30 protein-coding genes are annotated in these 17,409 nt (G+C 45.6%); all 30 read right to left on the reverse strand.

The window, feature by feature from the left end; all coding sequences use genetic code 11:
• Nucleotides 1–64: 64 nt before the first annotated feature.
• On the reverse strand, nt 65–463 hold the full coding sequence (gene rplQ, locus SSED_RS22385) for a 50S ribosomal protein L17 (RefSeq protein ID WP_012144626.1): 399 nt from the start codon (nt 461–463) through the stop codon (nt 65–67).
• A gap of 39 nt (nt 464–502) precedes the next feature.
• Entirely contained in the window at nt 503–1,492 is a 990-nt protein-coding gene (locus SSED_RS22390) for a DNA-directed RNA polymerase subunit alpha (protein ID WP_012144627.1), read from the reverse strand.
• A gap of 24 nt (nt 1,493–1,516) precedes the next feature.
• Nucleotides 1,517–2,137, reverse strand: a complete 621-nt coding sequence (rpsD, locus tag SSED_RS22395; protein WP_012144628.1) for a 30S ribosomal protein S4 — start codon at nt 2,135–2,137, stop codon at nt 1,517–1,519.
• A gap of 35 nt (nt 2,138–2,172) precedes the next feature.
• Entirely contained in the window at nt 2,173–2,565 is a 393-nt protein-coding gene (gene rpsK, locus SSED_RS22400; RefSeq protein ID WP_012144629.1) for a 30S ribosomal protein S11, read from the reverse strand.
• 14 nt (nt 2,566–2,579) lie between these two features.
• Nucleotides 2,580–2,936: a 30S ribosomal protein S13 gene (gene rpsM, locus SSED_RS22405; protein WP_012144630.1), complete on the reverse strand. Its 357-nt coding sequence runs from the start codon at nt 2,934–2,936 to the stop codon at nt 2,580–2,582.
• Between the two features lie 114 nt (nt 2,937–3,050).
• On the reverse strand, nt 3,051–3,164 hold the full coding sequence (rpmJ, locus tag SSED_RS24385) for a 50S ribosomal protein L36 (protein ID WP_006083579.1): 114 nt from the start codon (nt 3,162–3,164) through the stop codon (nt 3,051–3,053).
• A gap of 23 nt (nt 3,165–3,187) precedes the next feature.
• A complete protein-coding gene (secY, locus tag SSED_RS22410) occupies nt 3,188–4,528 on the reverse strand; it encodes a preprotein translocase subunit SecY (protein ID WP_012144631.1) in 1,341 nt (446 codons plus the stop codon).
• 7 nt (nt 4,529–4,535) lie between these two features.
• Nucleotides 4,536–4,970, reverse strand: a complete 435-nt coding sequence (rplO, locus tag SSED_RS22415; protein ID WP_012144632.1) for a 50S ribosomal protein L15 — start codon at nt 4,968–4,970, stop codon at nt 4,536–4,538.
• A gap of 1 nt (nt 4,971) precedes the next feature.
• On the reverse strand, nt 4,972–5,157 hold the full coding sequence (gene rpmD, locus SSED_RS24390; protein ID WP_020912153.1) for a 50S ribosomal protein L30: 186 nt from the start codon (nt 5,155–5,157) through the stop codon (nt 4,972–4,974).
• A gap of 6 nt (nt 5,158–5,163) precedes the next feature.
• Nucleotides 5,164–5,667 (reverse strand): 30S ribosomal protein S5, encoded by a 504-nt coding sequence (gene rpsE, locus SSED_RS22420; protein ID WP_012144633.1) that lies wholly within the window; start codon nt 5,665–5,667, stop codon nt 5,164–5,166.
• Between the two features lie 13 nt (nt 5,668–5,680).
• Nucleotides 5,681–6,031 (reverse strand): 50S ribosomal protein L18, encoded by a 351-nt coding sequence (gene rplR / locus SSED_RS22425; RefSeq protein ID WP_012144634.1) that lies wholly within the window; start codon nt 6,029–6,031, stop codon nt 5,681–5,683.
• 10 nt (nt 6,032–6,041) lie between these two features.
• Nucleotides 6,042–6,572, reverse strand: a complete 531-nt coding sequence (rplF, locus tag SSED_RS22430; protein ID WP_012144635.1) for a 50S ribosomal protein L6 — start codon at nt 6,570–6,572, stop codon at nt 6,042–6,044.
• A gap of 10 nt (nt 6,573–6,582) precedes the next feature.
• The gene (gene rpsH / locus SSED_RS22435; RefSeq protein ID WP_012144636.1) at nt 6,583–6,975 is read right to left on the reverse strand and encodes a 30S ribosomal protein S8; all 393 of its coding nucleotides are present in this window, start codon (nt 6,973–6,975) and stop codon (nt 6,583–6,585) included.
• 24 nt (nt 6,976–6,999) lie between these two features.
• On the reverse strand, nt 7,000–7,305 hold the full coding sequence (rpsN, locus tag SSED_RS22440; RefSeq protein ID WP_012144637.1) for a 30S ribosomal protein S14: 306 nt from the start codon (nt 7,303–7,305) through the stop codon (nt 7,000–7,002).
• A gap of 10 nt (nt 7,306–7,315) precedes the next feature.
• The gene (gene rplE, locus SSED_RS22445) at nt 7,316–7,855 is read right to left on the reverse strand and encodes a 50S ribosomal protein L5 (RefSeq protein ID WP_012144638.1); all 540 of its coding nucleotides are present in this window, start codon (nt 7,853–7,855) and stop codon (nt 7,316–7,318) included.
• 12 nt (nt 7,856–7,867) lie between these two features.
• Nucleotides 7,868–8,182 (reverse strand): 50S ribosomal protein L24, encoded by a 315-nt coding sequence (rplX, locus tag SSED_RS22450; protein WP_012144639.1) that lies wholly within the window; start codon nt 8,180–8,182, stop codon nt 7,868–7,870.
• A gap of 10 nt (nt 8,183–8,192) precedes the next feature.
• Nucleotides 8,193–8,561 carry a 50S ribosomal protein L14 gene (rplN, locus tag SSED_RS22455; RefSeq protein ID WP_012144640.1) on the reverse strand — a complete coding sequence of 123 codons (369 nt, stop codon included), beginning with the start codon at nt 8,559–8,561 and terminating at the stop codon, nt 8,193–8,195.
• Nucleotides 8,562–8,737: 176 nt separating this feature from the next.
• Nucleotides 8,738–8,986, reverse strand: a complete 249-nt coding sequence (rpsQ, locus tag SSED_RS22460; protein WP_012144641.1) for a 30S ribosomal protein S17 — start codon at nt 8,984–8,986, stop codon at nt 8,738–8,740.
• Nucleotides 8,986–9,177, reverse strand: a complete 192-nt coding sequence (gene rpmC, locus SSED_RS22465) for a 50S ribosomal protein L29 (protein WP_012144642.1) — start codon at nt 9,175–9,177, stop codon at nt 8,986–8,988. Before rpmC ends, rpsQ begins: the two co-directional genes overlap by 1 nt.
• A complete protein-coding gene (gene rplP / locus SSED_RS22470; RefSeq protein ID WP_012144643.1) occupies nt 9,177–9,587 on the reverse strand; it encodes a 50S ribosomal protein L16 in 411 nt (136 codons plus the stop codon). The genes rpmC and rplP overlap by 1 nt, the downstream gene beginning before the upstream one ends.
• A gap of 11 nt (nt 9,588–9,598) precedes the next feature.
• Nucleotides 9,599–10,288, reverse strand: coding sequence for a 30S ribosomal protein S3 (gene rpsC, locus SSED_RS22475; RefSeq protein WP_012144644.1), 690 nt, complete (start codon nt 10,286–10,288; stop codon nt 9,599–9,601).
• 9 nt (nt 10,289–10,297) lie between these two features.
• Complete coding sequence (gene rplV / locus SSED_RS22480; protein WP_012144645.1) at nt 10,298–10,630, reverse strand: 50S ribosomal protein L22; 333 nt, start codon at nt 10,628–10,630, stop codon at nt 10,298–10,300.
• 15 nt (nt 10,631–10,645) lie between these two features.
• Entirely contained in the window at nt 10,646–10,924 is a 279-nt protein-coding gene (gene rpsS, locus SSED_RS22485) for a 30S ribosomal protein S19 (protein ID WP_006083596.1), read from the reverse strand.
• 11 nt (nt 10,925–10,935) lie between these two features.
• On the reverse strand, nt 10,936–11,763 hold the full coding sequence (gene rplB / locus SSED_RS22490; protein ID WP_012144646.1) for a 50S ribosomal protein L2: 828 nt from the start codon (nt 11,761–11,763) through the stop codon (nt 10,936–10,938).
• A 16-nt stretch (nt 11,764–11,779) separates the two neighbouring features.
• The gene (gene rplW, locus SSED_RS22495) at nt 11,780–12,079 is read right to left on the reverse strand and encodes a 50S ribosomal protein L23 (protein ID WP_012144647.1); all 300 of its coding nucleotides are present in this window, start codon (nt 12,077–12,079) and stop codon (nt 11,780–11,782) included.
• Nucleotides 12,076–12,681, reverse strand: a complete 606-nt coding sequence (gene rplD / locus SSED_RS22500) for a 50S ribosomal protein L4 (protein ID WP_012144648.1) — start codon at nt 12,679–12,681, stop codon at nt 12,076–12,078. The genes rplW and rplD overlap by 4 nt, the downstream gene beginning before the upstream one ends.
• Nucleotides 12,682–12,697: 16 nt before the next feature.
• Entirely contained in the window at nt 12,698–13,336 is a 639-nt protein-coding gene (gene rplC / locus SSED_RS22505; protein ID WP_012144649.1) for a 50S ribosomal protein L3, read from the reverse strand.
• A gap of 15 nt (nt 13,337–13,351) precedes the next feature.
• Nucleotides 13,352–13,663, reverse strand: a complete 312-nt coding sequence (rpsJ, locus tag SSED_RS22510; RefSeq protein ID WP_005503530.1) for a 30S ribosomal protein S10 — start codon at nt 13,661–13,663, stop codon at nt 13,352–13,354.
• A 373-nt stretch (nt 13,664–14,036) separates the two neighbouring features.
• A complete protein-coding gene (tuf, locus tag SSED_RS22515) occupies nt 14,037–15,221 on the reverse strand; it encodes an elongation factor Tu (protein WP_012144650.1) in 1,185 nt (394 codons plus the stop codon).
• A gap of 82 nt (nt 15,222–15,303) precedes the next feature.
• The gene (gene fusA / locus SSED_RS22520) at nt 15,304–17,400 is read right to left on the reverse strand and encodes an elongation factor G (protein ID WP_012144651.1); all 2,097 of its coding nucleotides are present in this window, start codon (nt 17,398–17,400) and stop codon (nt 15,304–15,306) included.
• Between the last annotated feature and the right edge of the window lie 9 nt (nt 17,401–17,409).

Consider the following 17,409-nt stretch of genomic DNA (forward strand, 5'->3'; position numbering starts at 1 on the left):
GCGGTAAATTCAACACATAAAAAAGCCGGGCGTTAGCCCGGCTTTTTAAAATGAAATACCTTAATTACTCAGCAGAGTCATCAGCTTCAACAGCTTCAGCATCTTCTGGGCGACCAACTAGTTCAATAAACGCCATAGGCGCTTTATCACCAGTACGTAGACCGCACTTAAGGATACGAGTGTAACCACCAGGACGTTCCTGGTAGCGTGGACCCAATTCATTGAATAACTTACCTACGACTTCAGCGTCGCGAGTACGTGCAAATGCCAAACGACGATTTGCAACGCTATCACTCTTAGCAAGTGTTATCAGAGGTTCAACTACGCGACGCAGTTCTTTCGCTTTAGCAACAGTAGTCTTGATCACTTCGTGACGGACTAATGAGCTTGCCATGTTACGGAACATAGCTTGGCGATGACTGCTGTTACGGTTTAGTTGACGACCACTCTTACGATGGCGCATGACCTAATCCTTATTACCTAAATCTGTACAAGTCTGGACTTAAAGGTCGTCTGCTAAACTAGCCGGAGGCCAGTTTTCGAGACGCATACCTAACGACAGTCCGCGAGAAGCTAAAACATCCTTAATTTCAGTAAGAGATTTCTTACCTAAGTTAGGAGTCTTAAGCAGCTCAACTTCTGTGCGCTGTACCAGATCACCGATGTAATGAATCGCTTCAGCCTTCAAACAGTTAGCTGAACGTACAGTTAGCTCTAAATCGTCCACAGGACGCAACAGAATCGGATCGAACTCCGGCTTCTCTTCTTTCTGCTCTGGCTCAGTAACATCACGTAGCTCAACAAACGCATCTAACTGTTCAGCTAGAATAGTTGCAGAACGACGGATAGCTTCCTCAGGATCGATAGTACCGTTTGTGGTCATATCGATAACGAGTTTATCTAAGTCAGTACGCTGTTCAACACGTGCAGCTTCTACATTGTAGGCTATACGAGCGACAGGTGAGAATGAAGAATCCACCAACAAACGACCGATAGGGCGATCATCGTCTTCGGTTTGTGCACGGGCTGATGCCGGTACATAACCACGACCACGCTCTACACGAATTCGCATGCTGACATCATTATTACCAGTCAAATGACAGATAACATGGTCAGGATTCATGATAGTAACATCACCATCATGCGTGATATCTGCTGCAGTAACAGGGCCTGCGCCTGACTTACTTAAAGTAAGCATAGCTTCGTCTTTCCCTTCGATCACTACTGCTAACCCCTTAAGGTTTAGTAGGATCTCAAGGATATCCTCTTGCACGCCTTCCTTGCTACTGTATTCATGCAGTACACCATCAATTTCTACTTCGGTTACCGCGCAGCCTGGCATAGACGACAATAGGATACGACGCAACGCGTTGCCTAAAGTGTGACCAAAACCACGTTCAAGCGGCTCAAGTGTAACTTTGGCACGTGTTGGATTAACCTGCTCGATATCAACGAGACGCGGTCTAAGAAATTCTGTAACAGAACCCTGCATTGTGTCCTCTCTTTTGTGTTAACTTTACTTAGAGTAAAGTTCGACGATCAGCTGTTCGTTAATTTCCGCAGATAAATCACTACGCTCAGGTAGACGCTTGAAAGCACCTTCCATCTTAGTGTTATCAACTTCAACCCATGTTGGCTTTTCGCGTTGAGAAGCAACTTCTAAAGCAGCAATAATACGCGCTTGCTTCTTAGACTTCTCACGAATGCTAATTACATCATTCGCAGACACTTTGAATGATGGAATGTTAACAACGCTGCCATTTACCATAATAGACTTGTGGCTTACAAGCTGACGTGCTTCTGCACGAGTTGCGCCAAAGCCCATACGGTATACAACGTTATCAAGACGGGTTTCTAAAAGAGTAAGTAGGTTTTCACCAGTGTTACCTTTTGTACGTGCAGCGTCTTTGTAGTAGTTACGGAATTGCTTTTCAAGCACACCATAAGTACGACGAACTTTTTGTTTCTCACGTAGCTGAACACCATACTCAGACAGACGGGTCTTACGAGCGCCGTGTTGTCCAGGTGCAGTTTCAAGCTTACACTTCGAATCGATTGCTCTCACGCCGCTTTTTAGGAAAAGGTCTGTACCTTCTCTGCGGCTGAGCTTGAGCTTGGGACCCAAGTATCTTGCCATGTTCTTTCTCCAACTATCCTATTAAAAACGACGAGTTATACGCGACGTTTCTTAGGAGGACGACAACCATTATGAGGGATAGGCGTCACATCGGTAATGTTAGTTATCTTATAACCAACCGAGTTTAGTGCACGAATCGCTGATTCACGCCCTGGACCTGGACCCTTTACAAATACTTCAAGGTTTTTAACACCGTAGTCCTGAGCAGCAACACCTGCACGCTCAGCAGCAACCTGTGCAGCAAAAGGGGTAGATTTACGTGAACCACGGAAACCTGAACCACCTGAAGTTGCCCAAGATAGTGCATTACCTTGACGGTCAGTAATGGTAATAATTGTGTTGTTGAAAGACGCATGGATATGCGCCATGCCATCAGCAACCTGTTTACGTACACGCTTACGCGGAGAACGTGACGGAACTTTAGCCATTTCGGTTTACCCCGTTACTTTCTGATTGGTTTACGTGGACCTTTACGCGTACGCGCATTGGTCTTAGTACGTTGCCCACGAAGAGGCAGGCTACGACGGTGACGTATTCCACGGTAACAGCCAAGGTCCATAAGACGCTTGATGTTCATGGAAACTTCACGACGCAAATCACCTTCTACAGTGTATTCGGCAACTGCTTCGCGTAGTGTATCAATTTGAGCTTCGCTCAATTCCTTGATCTTAGCGTCTTCAGCAATAGAAGTAGTCGCGCAGATTGCTCTAGCGCGAGTACGACCGATACCGAAGATTCCAGTCAATGCAATGACTGTATGCTTCTGATCAGGAATGTTAATGCCAGCGATACGGGCCACTATGCACTCCTAAATAGTTAATGGTTATCTGTGAAAAGCCCGGTAGGATACTCGACAGACAACAGTTTTGCAAATAAAATTTTGTTCAGCCCGAACAGGGCTGAACAAATGTTTTTAGCCTTGACGCTGTTTGTGCTTAGGTTCAACACAAATCACGCGTACAACGCCACTACGTTTGACGATCTTGCAATTACGGCAGATCTTCTTCACGGAAGCTCGAACTTTCATTTCATCACTCCGAGAAAACTTTCTTAGCGACCAAAGCGATCTAAATTCGCTTTATTCACCAGGTTAGCTTTCTTCATTACAGACTCATACTGATGAGACATCATATGGGTCTGAACTTGAGCCATGAAGTCCATGATTACGACTACCATAATAAGTAGTGAAGTACCGCCAAAATAGAACTGTACTTTCCACGTAATTAACATGAACTCCGGAATTAAACAGATAAAGGTAATGTACAGTGCGCCTGCTAATGTCAAGCGAGTCATAACCTTATCAATGTAACGCGAAGTCTGTTCTCCAGGACGGATCCCAGGAATAAACGCACCACTCTTCTTCAAATTATCAGCTGTTTCACGCGGGTTAAACACCAACGCAGTATAGAAGAAACAGAAGAAGATGATTGCTGATGCATACAATAATGAGTAGAGCGGTTGTCCTGGTGACACAGCAAGTGAAAAATCACTTAACCATGAAAGGGACTCATTTTGACCAAACCACTGAGCCAGTGTGCCTGGAAACAAAATAATGCTCGACGCAAAAATTGGTGGTATCACACCTGCCATATTTATCTTAAGTGGTAAATGTGTACTTTGCGCTGCAAACACCTTACGGCCCTGCTGACGCTTTGCATAGTTAACGACGATACGACGCTGTCCACGCTCCACAAATACAACGAAATAAGTTACGGCAAATACAATAACTGCAATCAACAATAATACGAGTACGTTCAAGTCACCTTGACGCGCCTGCTCAGCCGTTTGGCCGATAGCAGATGGTAGACCAGCAACAATACCTGCGAAAATTAATATCGAGATACCATTACCAATGCCTCGTTCGGTAATTTGTTCACCTAGCCACATAAGGAACATCGTTCCTGTCACTAAACTCACAACTGCAACGAAATAGAAACCAAATCCAAGGTTTACAACTAAACCTGGAACTAGGTTTGGCAGACCCGTTGCGATACCGATTGCCTGGAATGTACCCAGGACCAATGTGCCGTACCTTGTATATTGACTGATCTTCTTACGACCTGATTCGCCTTCCTTTTTAAGTTCAGCGAGTGCAGGATGCACGACAGTCAACAACTGCATGATAATCGACGCCGAAATATACGGCATGATTCCCAATGCAAAGATAGAAGCACGTTCAAGGGCACCACCAGAGAACATGTTAAACATGCCTAAGATAGTACCCTTCTGCTGATTGAACAGCTCTGCTAATACAGCAGCGTCAATACCAGGAATTGGTACAAACGAACCGGCTCTAAAGACGATAATCGCACCAATCACGAACAGGAGGCGAGTCTTCAGTTCAGAAAATCCACCTTTCGCGCTTTTTAAATCAAGTCCTGGTTTTGCCATCGACGTATTATTCCTCGATCTTTCCGCCGGCAGCTTCAATAGCTGCACGTGCACCTTTGGTTACCTTCAGACCTTTTACGGTCACAGGGCGCTCAATGGTACCTGAAAGAACGATTTTAGCAAACTGTATGTTGCGAGTAACGAGATTCGCATCTTTCAGTGCATTTAAGTCGACAACATCACCGTTAACTTTTGCAAGTTCACTAATGCGAACTTCTGCTGTTACCAACGCACGACGCGAGGTAAAACCAAACTTAGGCAGACGAATCTTAAGTGGCATTTGACCACCCTCGAAACCGACGCGAACGCCGCCACCAGAACGAGACTTCTGACCCTTGTGGCCGCGACCACAAGTTTTACCAGTGCCTGAACCGATACCGCGACCTACACGCTTAGCTGCTGATTTAGCACCTGCAGCAGGTGATAGAGTATTTAGACGCATCTTATACTTCCTCCACCGAAACCATGTAGTAAACCTTGTTAATCATACCGCGAACTGAAGGAGTATCTTCAAGTTCAACAGTGTGATTAATACGGCGTAGACCTAGACCAGTCAAAGTTGCACGATGCTTAGGCAAACGTCCAATTGAGCTTTTAGTCTGTGTCACTTTTAAAGTTTTAGTAGCCATGGTGCATTAACCTCGAATTTCATCAACATTAAGGCCACGCTTAGCTGCAATTTGTGATGGTGACTTCATGTGCACCAACGCATCTACAGTTGCGCGAACGATGTTGATCGGGTTAGTAGAACCGTATGCTTTTGACAGAACGTTATGAACGCCTGCTACTTCCAATACGGCACGCATTGCGCCACCGGCAATAATACCGGTACCGTCTGATGCTGGTTGCATGTAAACACGCGATCCAGTGTGACGGCCCTTTACAGGGTGGTGCAGAGTACCATTGATCAATTCAACAGAAACAATGTTACGGCGAGCCTTTTCCATTGCTTTCTGAATTGCTGCTGGTACTTCACGCGCTTTACCATAGCCAAAGCCGACTTTACCGTTACCGTCACCCACTACTGTTAGTGCAGTGAAGCTAAAGATACGTCCGCCTTTAACTACTTTAGAAACACGATTAACTGCAACTAGTTTCTCTTGCAGATCGTCTTTTTGCTGTGCTTCGAATTTAGCCATTTTTAATCATTCCTTAGAACTTGAGGCCAGCTTCACGAGCGGCGTCTGCTAATGCAGCTACACGTCCGTGATACTTGAAACCGGAACGATCGAATGCAACTACAGTCACGCCTTTTTCGATAGCACGCTCAGCAACGGTTTTACCCACTGCTTTAGCTGCATCAACGTTACCTGTGTACTTAAGTTGCTCTGTTACCGCTTTCTCAGCAGTAGAAGCTGCCGCCAAAACCTGTGAATCAGGGCTTATTACCTGAGCATAGGTGTGACGTGGTGTACGATGTACAACCAGACGGTTAACGCCCAGCTCTTGGATCTTCTTACGCGCGCGAGTTGCGCGGCGTAAGCGAGATGTTTTCTTATCCATATCGCGTTACCTACTTCTTCTTAGCCTCTTTACGACGTACTTGTTCGTCAGCATAGCGAACACCTTTACCTTTATAAGGCTCTGGTGGACGGTAGCCGCGAATCTCAGCTGCTACTTGTCCAACAAGCTGCTTATCAGTACCAGAAAGTACGATTTCAGTTTGTGAAGGACAAACAGCTGTTACGCCGTCTGGGAGTTCGTGTACTAGTGGGTGAGAGAAACCTAGAGTCAAATCAACGCCTTTACCAGCGATTTTCGCACGGTAACCGACACCAATTAACTGAAGTTTTTTCTCAAAACCAGCTGTTACACCAACAACCATGTTGTTGATTAGAGCTCGAGCTGTACCCGCTTGAGCGTTAGTTTTAACGCCTTCGACAGAACTACACTTAATTTCGTTGTTTTCAACAACAACAGAAACGTCAGCGTTTATTACTCGAGTCAAACTACCTTTAGTACCTTTTACGGTGATAGTTTGTTCGTTTAGAGTCACTTCTACGCCTGCAGGAATAGCGACTGGTGCTTTTGCGACACGAGACATTGCTAGCTCCTTATGCTACGTAGCAGATAACTTCCCCGCCCATGCCATTTTGGCGGGCAGTGCGATCAGTCATCAAACCTTTAGAAGTGGACACAATTGCGACACCCAGTCCGCCCATAACCTTTGGAAGTTCGTCTTTACTTTTGTAAATACGAAGTCCAGGACGGCTAACGCGTTGGATAGTCTCAACAACTGGCTGGCCTTGGAAATACTTTAACGTAATTTCAAGAACAGGTTTGGTTTCATCTGCTACGGCGTAGTCAGTGATATAACCTTCTTCTTTAAGCGTTTTCGCAATAGCGACTTTTAGCTTAGCAGAAGGCATAGATACTGATACTTTGTTAGCAGCTTGGCCATTACGAATACGTGTTAACATATCCGCTATAGGATCTTGCATGCTCATATTAGCTTACTCCGTGACAAGTATTTACCAGCTGGCCTTACGTAGACCAGGAACTTCACCACGCATGGTAGCTTCACGCAACTTAATACGGCTAAGGCCGAATTTACGCAAATAACCATGTGGGCGACCAGTTTGACTACAGCGATTGCGCTGACGCGCCGCGCTAGAGTCACGTGGTAGACCTTGCAACTTAAGAACTGCATCCCAACGATCTTCATCAGATGTAGTTGGGTTGTTAATGATAGCCTTAAGAGCTAGACGCTTTTCAGCGAACTTAGCCACGAGCTTGGCACGTTTTGCTTCACGTGCTTTCATTGAACTTTTTGCCATTACGCTACCCTTATTTCTTGAATGGGAAGTTAAAGGCTTCAAGCAGAGCTCGGCCTTCTTCGTCATTCTTCGCAGAAGTAGTGATCACAATATCCATACCACGGATCTTATCGATTTTATCGTATTCGATCTCAGGGAAGATAATCTGCTCACGTACACCCATTGCGTAGTTACCACGGCCATCGAACGACTTAGCGCTCATACCACGGAAATCACGAATACGCGGGATTGCGATATCAACTAAACGCTCTAAGAATTCCCACATACGCTCACCGCGCAGTGTAACCTTACAGCCTATCGGGTAGCCATCACGGATTTTAAAACCAGCCACTGACTTACGAGCTACAGTCACAACCGGCTTTTGACCAGCGATAGCAGTCATGTCACGAAGCGCATGCTCCATAACTTTCTTATCTGCTACTGCTTCGCCAACACCCATGTTAAGGGTGATTTTCTCAATCCGAGGGACTTGCATGACACTGGTAAAACCGAACTTTTTAGCAAGTTCAGGACTAACAGTCTCTTGATATTTATCATGCAGTTTCGCCATCGTTTACTCCAATTACTTAACGAGTTCACTGTTCGACTTAAAGAAACGGACCTTTTGGCCGTCTTCAAATCGGAAACCAACGCGATCAGCTTTGCCAGTGGCAGAGTTGAAAATCGCTACGTTTGATGCTTGTATCGGTGCTTCTTGCTCAACAATACCGCCAGCTACGCCCAATTGTGGGTTTGGCTTCTGGTGTTTCTTGACAAGATTAATGCCTTCAACAATTAATTTACCAGTAGGAAGAACCTGAGAAACCTTACCGCGTTTACCCTGATCTTTACCTGCTAATACTATTACTTCGTCTTCACGACGGATTTTAGCTGCCATTTGAAGCTCCTTACAGTACTTCTGGTGCCAGAGAAACAATTTTCATAAATTGTTCGTTACGCAATTCACGCGTCACTGGGCCAAAGATACGAGTACCAATCGGTGCATTGTTTGCATTAAGCAAAACAGCTGCGTTCCGATCGAAGCGAATGACAGAACCGTCTGGGCGACGTACGCCTTTCTTAGTACGAACTACCACCGCGCTATATACATCACCTTTCTTCGCTTTACCGCGAGGAATAGCTTCTTTAACAGAAACCTTAATGATGTCGCCGATACCGGCATAACGACGATGAGATCCACCTAAGACCTTAATACACTGAACTCTACGAGCGCCACTGTTACAGGCTACATCTAGAGTAGATTGCATTTGGATCATTGTAAATGCTCCGCTAACGTTACTTACATCCCCAATTTGGGGCGACTTTTTCGCCAATTTTTAACAATAATTTTGTCAAAAATGGCGCGCAAGTATAACACCCGAATTTGAGAATAGATAGTGTTAAAATAAAAACGGCTCCCAAAAGGAGCCGTTTAGCTTAAAACCTAAGAAGCTTAGGCTTTAGATACTACTTCAACCAGAGTCCAAGACTTAGTCTTAGACAGCGGACGGCATTCGCGAATAGTCACGACATCGCCAGCATTACACTGATTTTGTTCGTCATGTGCATGGATCTTAGTAGTGCGCTTAAGGTACTTCCCGTATAAAGGATGCTTAACCTTACGCTCAATAGCTACAGTGATAGACTTGTCCATCTTGTTGCTAAGTACACGACCCTGCAAAGTACGGATATTATCAGACATTATGCACCCGCCTTAGAAGTAATAATGGTCTTAACGCGCGCAATGTTGCGACGCACGATTTTAAGCTGATGAGTCTGAGTCAACTGACCAGTGGCGTGTTGCATACGCAGATTAAACTGCTCACGCAGCAGACCAAGCAGTTCAGCGTTCAGTTCTTCAACGCTCTTTTCTGTTAGTTCGCTCGCTTTCATTACATCACCGTCTTAGTTACAAAGGTGGTCTTAAGAGGCAGCTTAGCGGCAGCAAGAGCGAAAGCTTCACGAGCTAGCTCCTCTGTTACACCATCCATCTCATAAAGAACCTTACCTGGCTGAATTTGGCAAACCCAATATTCAACGTTACCCTTACCTTTACCCATACGCACTTCAAGAGGCTTAGAGGTGATAGGCTTATCAGGGAAAACGCGGATCCAGATTTGACCTTGACGTTTAATGTGACGTGTCATAGCACGACGCGCAGCTTCAATTTGACGAGCAGTTAGACGACCACGTCCAACAGCTTTCAAACCGAAATCACCGAAGCTTACTTCAGTGCCGTTCGCTAGACCACGGTTGCGGCCTTTGAACATTTTGCGAAATTTAGTTCGTTTTGGTTGCAGCATTGCCAGCTCTCCTATTTACCGCGAGGCTTACGCTTCGGCTGCTGTTTCGGCTCTTCATGCGCAGGAACAACGCCGTCTAGAACTTCACCTTTGAAGACCCAAACTTTAACGCCAATCACACCGTATTGAGTGTGACTCTCTGCAGTAGAATAGTCGATATCAGCACGCAGTGTATGTAGAGGTACACGACCTTCACGATACCACTCAGAACGCGCAATCTCAGCACCGCCTAGACGGCCGCCAACTTGAACCTTGATACCTTTAGCACCAAGACGCATTGCATTTTGTACTGCGCGCTTCATAGCACGACGGAACATAACACGACGCTCTAGCTGCGAAGCGATGCCATCGGCAACAAGCTTAGCATCTAGCTCAGGCTTACGGATCTCAGCGATGTTGATTTGAGCTGGAATACCAGTCAGCTTAGCAACTGCGTTGCGTAGCTTCTCAACGTCTTCGCCTTTCTTACCAATCACAACACCTGGACGGGCAGTGTGAATAGTAACGCGAACACTCTTTGCTGGACGCTCGATAACAATCTTAGAAACTGATGCTTGCTTAAGTTTCTTTTCAAGAAACTTACGCACTTCACTGTCACTAGTTAAGTTATTGGCATAGTCTGACTTGTCAGCGTACCAGGTCGAGATCCAAGGCTTAGTGATACCCAGACGGATACCATTAGGATGTACTTTCTGTCCCATTGCTAACTCCTAGCGATCTGATACAACCACAGTAATGTGGCTGGTACGCTTAATTATACGATCAGCACGGCCTTTGGCACGTGGCATGATACGTTTCATAGTTGGACCTTCATCGATCATAATGGCTCCAACTCTTAGCTCGTCAATGTCAGCACCTTCATTGTGCTCAGCATTAGCGATTGCAGAGTCCAGTACTTTTTTAACAAGTACTGCAGCTTTTTTAGGGCTGAAAGTTAAAATTTCGAGAGCCTTAGCAACAGGCAGTCCACGGATTTGATCTGCAACCAAACGACACTTTTGAGGCGACGTACGGGCAAAACGATGTTTAGCTAAAACTTCCATCTTATTCCTCCCGTATTAACGCTTCTTCGCTTTCTTATCAGCAGCATGGCCGCGATAAGTGCGAGTTGGTGAAAACTCACCAAGCTTGTGGCCGATCATTTCGTCAGTTACGAACACAGGTACGTGCTGACGACCATTATGGACAGCGATGGTCAACCCAATCATATTAGGGATGATCATAGAGCGACGAGACCAAGTCTTAATAGGCTTCTTGTCTCCCGCTTCCATCGCTTTCTCTACCTTCTTCAGCAAGTGCAGGTCAATGAATGGACCTTTCTTGAGAGAACGTGGCATGGCGAATCCTCTTACTTTTTATTGCGACGACGTACAATGTACTTGTCGGTGCGTTTGTTACTACGAGTCTTATAACCCTTAGTTGGAACACCCGTTGGAGATACAGGATGACGGCCACCCGAAGTACGGCCTTCACCACCACCATGGGGATGATCTACTGGGTTCATTGCAACACCACGAACTGTTGGGCGTACGCCTCTCCAGCGTTTAGCACCTGCTTTACCTAACTGGCGTAGCATATGCTCGGCATTACCAACTTCACCCAATGTCGCGCGGCAGTCTACTGGTACTTTACGCATTTCGCCAGAGCGAAGACGTAGAGTAGCGTATTCGCCATCACGAGCTACAACTTGTACATAAGTACCTGCTGAACGAGCGATCTGAGCACCTTTACCAGGCTTCATTTCAACTGCGTGTACAACACTACCTATTGGGATGTTGCGTAATGGCAAAGCGTTACCCACTTTGATTTCCGCATCGATACCAGACTGGATTGGATCTCCAGCTTGCATGCCTTTAGCAGCAAGGATATAACGACGCTCACCATCAGCATACAAAACAAGTGCGATGTTTGCTGTGCGGTTTGGATCATATTCCAAACGCTCAACTTTTGCAGGGATACCGTCTTTGATTCGTTTAAAATCAATAATACGGTAATGCTGCTTGTGTCCACCACCTATGTGGCGAACAGTGATACGGCCAGTATTGTTACGGCCACCACTTTTAGATTTTTTCGCCAACAGGCCAGCAAAAGGTTTACCCTTATGCAGGTCAGTATTCACCACTTTAACAACGTGACGACGACCGGCAGAAGTTGGCTTACACTTAATAATTGCCATGATAATTCTCCTTTGCTTACTCAGCGCCGACGAAATCGATTTCAGCGCCGTCAGCTAGAGTCACGTAGGCTTTTTTCCAATCTACACGACGACCCATACGGGCACCGGTACGCTTGGTCTTACCTTTGTTAACTAGAGTGCGAACTGAATCAACTTCAACTTCGAACAATTGAGCGACTGCAGCCTTAACTTCAGCTTTAGTTGCGTCGATAGCTACACGGAAAACTACCGTGTTGTCATTTTCTGCACAAACAGTACTCTTTTCAGAGATATGTGGTGCAAGAATAACTTTTAGCAAACGTTCTTGACTGATCATCCCAGCATCTCCTCGATTTGCTTAACAGCATCGGCAGTGACTAGTACTTTGTTGAACGCGATAAGGCTAACTGGATCAATACCAGCAACATCACGAACGTCAACTTTGTACAAGTTGCGAGCAGCCAAGAACAAGTTCTCGTCAATTTCTGGAGTAACAATCAACACGTCTTCCAGGTTCATTTCAGCCAATTTAGCTTTAAGCTCTTTAGTTTTAGGAGCTTCAACACTAAACGACTCAACCACGATAAGACGGTCTTGACGTACCAATTCAGAGAATATGCTTTTCAGCGCTCCGCGGTACATCTTCTTGTTTACTTTTTGGCTGTGATCTTGAGCTTTAGCAGCGAATGTTACGCCACCGCCACGCCAGATCGGGCCTTTAACAGTACCGGCACGTGCACGGCCAGTACCTTTTTGGCGCCATGGCTTTTTGCCAGAGCCAATAACTTCCGCACGAGTCTTTTGAGCACGAGTGCCCTGACGTGCGTTTGCAGCATAAGCTACAACTACCTGATGAACCAGTGCTTCATTAAAGTCACGGCCGAAGGTAGTTTCGGAAACTTCCAGAGCACTTTGTGCGTCTTTCAATACCAATTCCATTACTATCTCCTCAGACCTAAGCTTTAACGGCAGGTTTGATGATCAGGTTGCCATTTGTGGCTCCCGGAACAGCACCCTTAACCAGTAGCAAGTTACGCTCTGCATCTACACGTACAACGTCTAGATTCTGCGTTGTAACACGCTCTGCACCCATGTGGCCTGACATTTTCTTACCTTTGAAAACGCGACCAGGTGTCTGGTTTTGACCGATAGAACCGTTGGATCTATGTGCCAGTGAGTTACCGTGTGTCATGTCTTGTGCATGGAAGTTCCAACGCTTAATACCGCCTTGGAAGCCCTTACCTTTAGATTGACCAGTAACATCAACTTTCGCTACGTCAGCGAAGATATCAACATTTAGCTCAGCACCAACTTCAATGCTTTCGCCTTCACCATCTGCCAAACGCACTTCCCACAAACCACGACCGGCTTCAACGCCTGCCTTAGCAAAGTGACCTGCTTCTGGTTTAGTGATGCGATTAGCTTTTTTGGTACCAGTAGTAACTTGAAGTGCACGGTAACCGTCAGTTTCTAAGGTTTTCACCTGAGTAACACGGTTAGAAGCGATTTCAATTACTGTAACTGGAATAGACACACCATCTTCAGCGAAGATGCGAGTCATACCCACTTTACGACCGATAAGACCGATAGCCATCTCGAAAACCTCTTATTAACCCAAGCTAATTTGAACGTCAACACCAGCCGCAAGATCAAGACGCATAAGCGCATCTACAGTCTTTTCAGTTGGCTCAACGATGTCAACTAGACGTTTGTGAGTACGAAGTTCGTACTGATCACGCGCATCTTTATTAACGTGTGGAGAAGTCAAAATGGTATAACGTTCTTTACGCGTTGGTAGTGGAATTGGACCACGAACCTGTGCGCCTGTACGCTTAGCAGTTTCAACGATTTCCGCAGTAGACTGATCGATCAGACGATGATCAAATCCTTTTAAGCGGATACGGATTCTTTGGTTCTGCATTGACCAGAGCTCCTAAAATGGACACATAAAAAATCACCCTCTTGCACTTCCATATTGGAACGCAGAGCGAGATGATTTAACCGTTCGACTCACAATCGGAGTCGCTGTTTTTTTGAGTTAGACCTATTGTCTAACTAATGTATTTCGCCTAATGGTTAAGGCGAAGGGGGTATTATACTGATTTATTCACTCAGATCAACCCCAGTGATTGAATTATCATCTATAAGATGAAATCCATCAAGTGGCGGCATTATACAAACTTCTTACGCTAAATCCACTTATTTCTATTAATGATGCTCAGCCGATAAATTATAGGCAATAAAAAAGGCAGCCTAAGCTGCCTTTTTTGATATTGAGTTAAGACTAGTCGCTATTAAGCAACAATCTCAGCTACAACACCAGCACCTACTGTACGGCCACCTTCACGGATAGCGAAGCGTAAACCTTCGTCCATCGCGATTGGGCAGATTAGTGTAACAGTCATAGCAACGTTGTCACCAGGCATTACCATCTCAACGCCTTCTGGCAATTCGATAGTACCGGTTACGTCAGTTGTACGGAAGTAGAACTGTGGACGGTAGCCTTTGAAGAATGGAGTGTGACGTCCACCTTCTTCTTTTGACAGAACGTAGATTTCTGACTTGAAAGTTGTGTGTGGAGTGATTGAACCAGGAGCAGCAAGAACCTGACCACGCTCAACATCTTCACGCTTAGTACCACGTAGAAGAACACCACAGTTCTCGCCAGCACGACCTTCGTCAAGAAGCTTACGGAACATTTCAACACCAGTACAAGTAGTCTTAGTTGTATCTTTGATACCAACGATTTCTACTTCTTCACCAACTTTGATGATACCGCGCTCTACACGACCGGTAACAACTGTACCACGGCCTGAGATTGAGAAAACATCTTCGATTGGAAGAATGAATGCACCATCGATAGCACGCTCTGGCTCTGGAATGTAAGTATCTAGAGCTTCAGCAAGCTCAAGGATCTTAGCTTCCCACTCTGGCTCGCCTTCAAGGGCTTTAAGCGCAGAACCTTGGATAACTGGTAGGTCATCACCTGGGAAATCATATTCAGAAAGAAGTTCACGAACTTCCATTTCTACAAGCTCAAGAAGCTCTTCATCGTCAACCATGTCACATTTGTTCATGAATACGATGATGAATGGTACGCCAACCTGACGTGAAAGCAGGATGTGCTCACGTGTTTGTGGCATTGGACCATCTGTAGAAGCAACTACTAGAATCGCGCCGTCCATCTGTGCAGCACCAGTGATCATGTTTTTAACATAATCGGCGTGACCAGGACAATCTACGTGTGCGTAGTGACGTGAAGGAGTATCATATTCGATGTGAGAAGTATTAATTGTAATACCGCGCTCACGCTCTTCTGGAGCGTTATCGATCTGTGCGAAATCTTTAACTTCACCACCGTAAGTCTTCGTTAAAACTGAAGAGATAGCTGCAGTTAGAGTTGTTTTACCATGATCGACGTGTCCGATAGTACCAACGTTGACATGGGGTTTATTACGTTCAAATTTTTCTTTAGCCACGATATATTCCTTTCTTTTCAGAAATGCTCGGCTATAACCGAGCAATAGCAATTAATTTATACAAATATGGCAAGCCGGGCTATTAGCCACGAGCTTCCATAATCGCTTTAGCAATGTTTTGCGGTGCATCAGAGTACTTCAAAAACTCCATAGAGTATGAAGCGCGCCCCTGAGATGCGCTGCGCAAATCTGTTGCGTAACCAAACATTTCAGATAAAGGTACAGTCGCGTGAACGAGCTTGACACCGGCAATGCCGTCATCCATACCTTCGATCAATCCACGACGACGGTTCAAGTCTCCGACCACATCACCCATATAATCTTCAGGTGTTGTGACTTCGACTTTCATGCATGGTTCTAACAGTACAGGGTCTGCTTCTAGAGCACCCTTCTTAAAGCCCATTGAACCAGCAACTTTAAAGGCCATTTCATTCGAATCCACATCATGATATGAACCGTCATAAAGTGTAACCTTCACGTCTAAGAGAGGGAAGCCAGCTAAAACGCCGCTCTTCATCTGCTCTTGAATACCTTTATCTACTGCAGGTATGTATTCTCTTGGAACAACACCACCAACAATCTCGTTGACAAACTCGTACCCGAAGCCCTCTTCTTGAGGTTCCAGTTTCAACCAAACATGACCAAATTGGCCACGTCCGCCTGACTGGCGTACAAATTTACCTTCGACTTCTACACTAGAGCGAATAGTCTCACGATAAGCTACTTGAGGTTTACCTACGTTACACTCGACACTAAATTCGCGACGCATACGGTCAACGATAATATCTAAGTGTAGCTCACCCATGCCAGAGATAAGTGTCTGACCTGATTCTGGATCAGTTTCGACACGGAAAGAGGGATCTTCTGCTGCAAGTTTTTGCAACGCAATTCCCATTTTCTGCTCATCGGCTTGAGATCTTGGTTCAACAGCAATCGTAATTACAGGCTCAGGGAACTCCATACGTTCCAGGATAACTTTATGATCTGGATCGCAAAGTGTATCTCCGGTAGTCACGTCCTTAAGACCAATTGCAGCCGCGATGTCACCAGCACGTACCTCTTTGATCTCTTGGCGATCGTTTGCGTGCATCTGCACCATACGACCGATACGTTCCCGCTTCTGCTTAACCGAATTATAAACGCCGGAACCAGTTTCCAATACGCCCGAATAAACGCGCATAAAGGTCAAAGTTCCAACAAACGGGTCTGTCGCAATTTTAAATGCCAACGCAGAAAAAGGCGCATTATCGTCCGCAGGACGATCTGTCTCTTGATCTTTCTCGTCGATACCTTTAATTGCAGGCACTTCGACAGGAGATGGCAAGTAATCAATAACAGCATCGAGAACCGCTTGCACACCTTTGTTCTTGAATGCAGAACCACAGGTAGCAAGTACGATTTCGTTAGCTAGAGTCCGTTTACGAAGTGCTGATTTAATCTCTTCTTCTGATAGTTCACCTTCTTCAAGGTATTTATCCATCAGCTCATCAGAGGCTTCAGCTGCTTCTTCAACGAGATATTCACGCATTTCGGCTGCTTTATCGGCTAGCTCAGCAGGAATATCTTCATAGGTAAAGGTCGCACCTTGATCAACTTCAGACCAGTTTATGGCCTTCATCTTAATCAGGTCGATAACACCTTTAAACTCCTCTTCTGCACCAATATTCAGATGAATCGGTACACAAGTCGCTCCCAGACGGTTACGGATCTGCTCGACAACACTTCCAAAATCAGCACCCGCTCGATCCATCTTATTGACGAATACAATACGTGGCACATGATATTTATCAGCTTGACGCCAAACAGTCTCAGATTGTGGTTCAACACCCGATGAACCACAGAACACAACAACTGCGCCATCAAGAACACGTAGCGAACGTTCAACTTCAATAGTGAAGTCAACGTGGCCAGGCGTATCGATGATGTTGATACGGTGCTCAGCGAACTGTGCTTCCATACCGCGCCAGAACGTAGTTGTTGCCGCAGAAGTAATGGTTATACCACGCTCCTGCTCCTGCTCCATCCAGTCCATAGTAGCTGCGCCATTATGAACTTCACCGATCTTATGAGATACACCAGTGTAGAACAGAACTCGTTCTGTTGTTGTGGTTTTTCCTGCGTCAACATGAGCACAAATACCAATATTTCGGTAGCGCTCAATCGGAGTTGTACGAGCCACGTTTAAACC

The sequence above is a fragment of the Shewanella sediminis HAW-EB3 genome (genome assembly GCF_000018025.1).
GTDB lineage: Bacteria > Pseudomonadota > Gammaproteobacteria > Enterobacterales > Shewanellaceae > Shewanella > Shewanella sediminis.

What these genes read in the sequence shown, in the direction of transcription:
- rplF (WP_012144635.1), bottom strand. Translation starts at nt 6,572, where the DNA reads ATGTCTCGTGTCGCAAAAGCACCAGTCGCTATTCCTGCAGGCGTAGAA.
- rplE (WP_012144638.1), bottom strand. Translation starts at nt 7,855, where the DNA reads ATGGCGAAACTGCATGATAAATATCAAGAGACTGTTAGTCCTGAACTT.
- rpsJ (WP_005503530.1), bottom strand. Translation starts at nt 13,663, where the DNA reads ATGCAGAACCAAAGAATCCGTATCCGCTTAAAAGGATTTGATCATCGT.
- rpsQ (WP_012144641.1), bottom strand. Translation starts at nt 8,986, where the DNA reads ATGTCTGATAATATCCGTACTTTGCAGGGTCGTGTACTTAGCAACAAG.
- rplO (WP_012144632.1), bottom strand. Translation starts at nt 4,970, where the DNA reads ATGCGTCTAAATACTCTATCACCTGCTGCAGGTGCTAAATCAGCAGCT.
- rpmJ (WP_006083579.1), bottom strand. Translation starts at nt 3,164, where the DNA reads ATGAAAGTTCGAGCTTCCGTGAAGAAGATCTGCCGTAATTGCAAGATC.
- rpmC (WP_012144642.1), bottom strand. Translation starts at nt 9,177, where the DNA reads ATGAAAGCGAGCGAACTAACAGAAAAGAGCGTTGAAGAACTGAACGCT.
- rpsN (WP_012144637.1), bottom strand. Translation starts at nt 7,305, where the DNA reads ATGGCAAAAAGTTCAATGAAAGCACGTGAAGCAAAACGTGCCAAGCTC.
- rplQ (WP_012144626.1), bottom strand. Translation starts at nt 463, where the DNA reads ATGCGCCATCGTAAGAGTGGTCGTCAACTAAACCGTAACAGCAGTCAT.
- rpsD (WP_012144628.1), bottom strand. Translation starts at nt 2,137, where the DNA reads ATGGCAAGATACTTGGGTCCCAAGCTCAAGCTCAGCCGCAGAGAAGGT.
- rpmD (WP_020912153.1), bottom strand. Translation starts at nt 5,157, where the DNA reads ATGGCTACTAAAACTTTAAAAGTGACACAGACTAAAAGCTCAATTGGA.
- rplR (WP_012144634.1), bottom strand. Translation starts at nt 6,031, where the DNA reads ATGGATAAGAAAACATCTCGCTTACGCCGCGCAACTCGCGCGCGTAAG.
- SSED_RS22390 (WP_012144627.1), bottom strand. Translation starts at nt 1,492, where the DNA reads ATGCAGGGTTCTGTTACAGAATTTCTTAGACCGCGTCTCGTTGATATC.
- rpsS (WP_006083596.1), bottom strand. Translation starts at nt 10,924, where the DNA reads ATGCCACGTTCTCTCAAGAAAGGTCCATTCATTGACCTGCACTTGCTG.
- secY (WP_012144631.1), bottom strand. Translation starts at nt 4,528, where the DNA reads ATGGCAAAACCAGGACTTGATTTAAAAAGCGCGAAAGGTGGATTTTCT.
- rplX (WP_012144639.1), bottom strand. Translation starts at nt 8,182, where the DNA reads ATGGCAGCTAAAATCCGTCGTGAAGACGAAGTAATAGTATTAGCAGGT.
- rplV (WP_012144645.1), bottom strand. Translation starts at nt 10,630, where the DNA reads ATGGAAGTTTTAGCTAAACATCGTTTTGCCCGTACGTCGCCTCAAAAG.
- rpsE (WP_012144633.1), bottom strand. Translation starts at nt 5,667, where the DNA reads ATGGCTAAATTCGAAGCACAGCAAAAAGACGATCTGCAAGAGAAACTA.
- rplP (WP_012144643.1), bottom strand. Translation starts at nt 9,587, where the DNA reads ATGCTGCAACCAAAACGAACTAAATTTCGCAAAATGTTCAAAGGCCGC.
- rplN (WP_012144640.1), bottom strand. Translation starts at nt 8,561, where the DNA reads ATGATCCAAATGCAATCTACTCTAGATGTAGCCTGTAACAGTGGCGCT.
- rpsK (WP_012144629.1), bottom strand. Translation starts at nt 2,565, where the DNA reads ATGGCTAAAGTTCCGTCACGTTCTCCGCGTAAGCGTGTACGTAAACAG.
- rplW (WP_012144647.1), bottom strand. Translation starts at nt 12,079, where the DNA reads ATGATCAGTCAAGAACGTTTGCTAAAAGTTATTCTTGCACCACATATC.
- rpsC (WP_012144644.1), bottom strand. Translation starts at nt 10,288, where the DNA reads ATGGGACAGAAAGTACATCCTAATGGTATCCGTCTGGGTATCACTAAG.
- rplB (WP_012144646.1), bottom strand. Translation starts at nt 11,763, where the DNA reads ATGGCAATTATTAAGTGTAAGCCAACTTCTGCCGGTCGTCGTCACGTT.
- rpsH (WP_012144636.1), bottom strand. Translation starts at nt 6,975, where the DNA reads ATGAGCATGCAAGATCCTATAGCGGATATGTTAACACGTATTCGTAAT.
- rplC (WP_012144649.1), bottom strand. Translation starts at nt 13,336, where the DNA reads ATGGCTATCGGTCTTATCGGTCGTAAAGTGGGTATGACTCGCATCTTC.
- rplD (WP_012144648.1), bottom strand. Translation starts at nt 12,681, where the DNA reads ATGGAATTGGTATTGAAAGACGCACAAAGTGCTCTGGAAGTTTCCGAA.